The following is a 2,619-nucleotide window of genomic DNA, read 5'->3' on the forward strand; positions in this document are numbered from 1 at the left end:
CGCGATACAATGGCACCGCCGGTATCGATTGGTATCAGCCAGAAAAAAGCCTACACCGCCGTTATGTTTAATGCCAACGGTTCACAGTTAACCAGTCAAGCCCAAGGTGCGTTGCCAACTTTGGGTGAAGGCCTAGCCTTTATGGCCGGTTCGGTTACGATTTCAGCCGGTGGTCGTTTATTTGGCGCAGTGGGCGTAAGTGGCGCACCAGGTGGTGATGTTGATGAAGAATGCGCGGCGGCTGGTGTTGAAACCGTGCAAATGGACTTAGAAATGATGTAATAAACTGATGTAATTTACATCACTTTACATTATTTGTAACATCCAACCAGGCCTGGTGCTATTGTTTAATACCACCAGGCCTGGTTTTTTTATGCCTCAAATAAAGGGGATTCGTTATGTCACGTTTAATTAAGATGTTCGTTTTTGTAGGATCGATGTGGGCGGGGGCCGTTTGGGCGAATCCGAGTTTGCATCCGCAGGTTGAAAAATGGATTGAAACCAATCAAGCGCCGTTTGGTGTTGTGTTGGAACTGATCAGTCGTGAAGCGAATTTTGTCGAAAAACGCACACCTTATATACAACATCAAGTTTCGGCTTTAAAACAAGCGTTTGCGGATTTAGATGTCGTTATCATTAGTCATGGTCGAGAGCTGAATGCGTTAAGTAATAGTTTTGTCAACCAGCCTTATCAACAGGCTTTTGAGCAACTGCACCAACAAGGCGTAACGGTGCATGTTTGTGAAGTGGTGGCAGGCTGGGGCAATAAAACACGGGATGATTTTCCGGCTTTTATAGATGTCGCTCCATCTGGAACGGCTCAATTAAACGACTATAAAAAACTCGGTTACAGCGTGATACGTGTGCCTTAGTTGTGGCTGGACACGGGGGTGAATAGCCTATATAATCCGCACACAATTTGGAGAGCTGTCTGAGCGGTTGAAGGAGCGCGCCTGGAAAGCGCGTATAGGTTAATAGCCTATCGGGGGTTCGAATCCCCCGCTCTCCGCCAAATTCCAAAAAAACCCGACTTAGTTCGGGTTTTTTTGTATCTTAAGTTTATGAAAAATAAAAACTTTATTTGGGTTGTGTGAAAGATTTGATATTTTCCTTAGAACTTTATTTTTTGCAGTTTTCTCGTTTGTTGTGAGTATAACCTTGAGTATAGAGAGCTAAATGTAAATTCAGCTCAAGGTTAATTCTACAAAGAACATAAAGGCGCACCAGGCCTGGTGCTTTAAGGCGGGGCGGTTTAATCGCTGGTGTCTAATTTTGCATGGCTCGGAGGGTATCTATAAAACCCATTGTCGCGCTGCATTTGAGCTGGGGTTAGCTTAAATAAGCTCCAGGCATAAAACCACCAAGCAATCGTTTCATAAAACTTTTCATAGAGCATACCCCTGTATGTCAACATAATGTTAAGCTGGCCAGTCATTGCGGTCGAGGGTTTTAGTCTCGACCACACGCTCGGCTTGAGCGTAACGACGAATCAGTTTTAGATTGGGGTTAGATTTAGGTTGATGGGTTTTTGCTGTTGCAACCATGGTACTTCTCCTTTACCTGAGTTTGTGCAGGTGGATTGAATGGATTTGTTATAATCATTTGTAAAGTTTTAGTTAAGAGGTTGTGATGCCAATAATTTCAATGTTTTATGGTGTAATTATCAGGATGTATTTGCTTGATAATCGCCAACACCATAAGCCGCATATCCATGCGCGATATGCAGAGCATGAGGTCGTTTTTGATATTGAGAACGGTGAAATCCTCAGTGGTGAATTTCCCAGAAAGCAAACTCGATTAGTGCAAGCATGGATAGAGTTACACCGAGATGAGTTGATGGCGGACTGGGAATTAGCAATTTCTGGTGAGCTACCCTACAAAATAGACCCTTTGTGAGGCTTATATGAAGACTGATGCCGTTGATGTTAAACCACTTGAAAGCACAAAATTACTTGTCACCTTTAAAGATGGTAAGCAGGGAGTTCTGGACATGTCACCATATCTAGACTTTGGTGCTTTTTCAGCGTTGAAATCTCGTGACTACTTTAATCAAGTCATGATTGTATTTGGCGCAATCAGTTGGCCTGATGGTCAAGATATTGCACCGGATACAGCTTATGCTGAAACACAAGTGCTTGAACTATCAAGCCCTGTAATTCAAACACAGACGTCTTCAAACATTGGACTTGTTCACTCAGAATAATGCTCTATTGAAAACACATGGCCGCAATCGTGACACTCGTGATTGTCAAAGACGCGGTCATCAAGACGCTCACCGATCTTAGAACCCGCTAAACCACCTGCACCCGCGCCGACTAATGCGCCCATCATGGCACCGACCAGTGTACCCACCGCAATACCGGGTGGGCCGCCAATAATACCGACCGCAGCACCGGCTTTAGCGCCACCTAATGCACCGACTGCCCCACTAGCTCCACCGGCAATCGCGCCCGCAGAACCCCGACCTTACGCCCGATATTGCGCTGACGCACATGGTGCGAGCCACATTTTGGACAATAAATAGACATACCTTCTCCTTAATAAATTGAAGTGATTGCTCAGCCTGATGCGGGCTGGGCATGATGTTTCTTACGATTCATCATAGGAGTGGTATGTATC

The 2,619-nt window shown here is 44.9% G+C and carries 6 protein-coding genes and 1 tRNA gene; 5 read left to right on the forward strand and 2 right to left on the reverse strand.

Annotation, left to right across the window (positions count from 1 at the left end; translation table 11 throughout):
• The 3 genes from IBX48_RS10170 to IBX48_RS10180 form a co-directional block, all read left to right on the forward strand.
• The coding region (locus IBX48_RS10170) for a heme-binding protein (protein ID WP_296834172.1) at positions 1-282 on the forward strand (282 nt) is incomplete at its 5' end.
• Positions 283-398: 116 nt separating this feature from the next.
• A complete protein-coding gene (locus tag IBX48_RS10175) occupies positions 399-872 on the forward strand; it encodes a DsrE family protein (RefSeq protein WP_296834175.1) in 474 nt (157 codons plus the stop codon).
• A 49-nt stretch (positions 873-921) separates the two neighbouring features.
• Positions 922-1,012, forward strand: a tRNA-Ser gene (locus tag IBX48_RS10180).
• A gap of 406 nt (positions 1,013-1,418) precedes the next feature.
• On the opposite strand, the gene IBX48_RS10185 is transcribed toward IBX48_RS10180, so the two are convergent.
• On the reverse strand, positions 1,419-1,544 hold the full coding sequence (locus tag IBX48_RS10185; RefSeq protein ID WP_296834180.1) for a hypothetical protein: 126 nt from the start codon (positions 1,542-1,544) through the stop codon (positions 1,419-1,421).
• Between the two features lie 85 nt (positions 1,545-1,629).
• On the opposite strand from IBX48_RS10185, the gene IBX48_RS10190 reads away from it, so the two are divergent.
• Both IBX48_RS10190 and IBX48_RS10195 read left to right on the forward strand, forming a co-directional pair.
• On the forward strand, positions 1,630-1,896 hold the full coding sequence (locus tag IBX48_RS10190) for a DUF4160 domain-containing protein (RefSeq protein WP_296834184.1): 267 nt from the start codon (positions 1,630-1,632) through the stop codon (positions 1,894-1,896).
• 7 nt (positions 1,897-1,903) lie between these two features.
• Positions 1,904-2,203 (forward strand): DUF2442 domain-containing protein, encoded by a 300-nt coding sequence (locus IBX48_RS10195; protein ID WP_296834187.1) that lies wholly within the window; start codon positions 1,904-1,906, stop codon positions 2,201-2,203.
• Here the strand turns inward: IBX48_RS10195 and IBX48_RS10200 are convergent.
• Positions 2,191-2,352, reverse strand: a complete 162-nt coding sequence (locus IBX48_RS10200; RefSeq protein WP_296834190.1) for a glycine zipper domain-containing protein — start codon at positions 2,350-2,352, stop codon at positions 2,191-2,193. The two genes, IBX48_RS10195 and IBX48_RS10200, sit on opposite strands and share 13 nt — an antisense overlap.
• Between the last annotated feature and the right edge of the window lie 267 nt (positions 2,353-2,619).

Source organism: Thiomicrospira sp., from assembly GCF_014859555.1.
Lineage (GTDB): Bacteria > Pseudomonadota > Gammaproteobacteria > Thiomicrospirales > Thiomicrospiraceae > Thiomicrospira.

Coding starts and splice junctions, on each gene's coding strand:
- IBX48_RS10195 (WP_296834187.1), top strand. CDS start 1,904: ATGAAGACTGATGCCGTTGATGTTAAACCACTTGAAAGCACAAAATTA.
- IBX48_RS10175 (WP_296834175.1), top strand. CDS start 399: ATGTCACGTTTAATTAAGATGTTCGTTTTTGTAGGATCGATGTGGGCG.
- IBX48_RS10185 (WP_296834180.1), bottom strand. CDS start 1,544: ATGGTTGCAACAGCAAAAACCCATCAACCTAAATCTAACCCCAATCTA.
- IBX48_RS10190 (WP_296834184.1), top strand. CDS start 1,630: ATGCCAATAATTTCAATGTTTTATGGTGTAATTATCAGGATGTATTTG.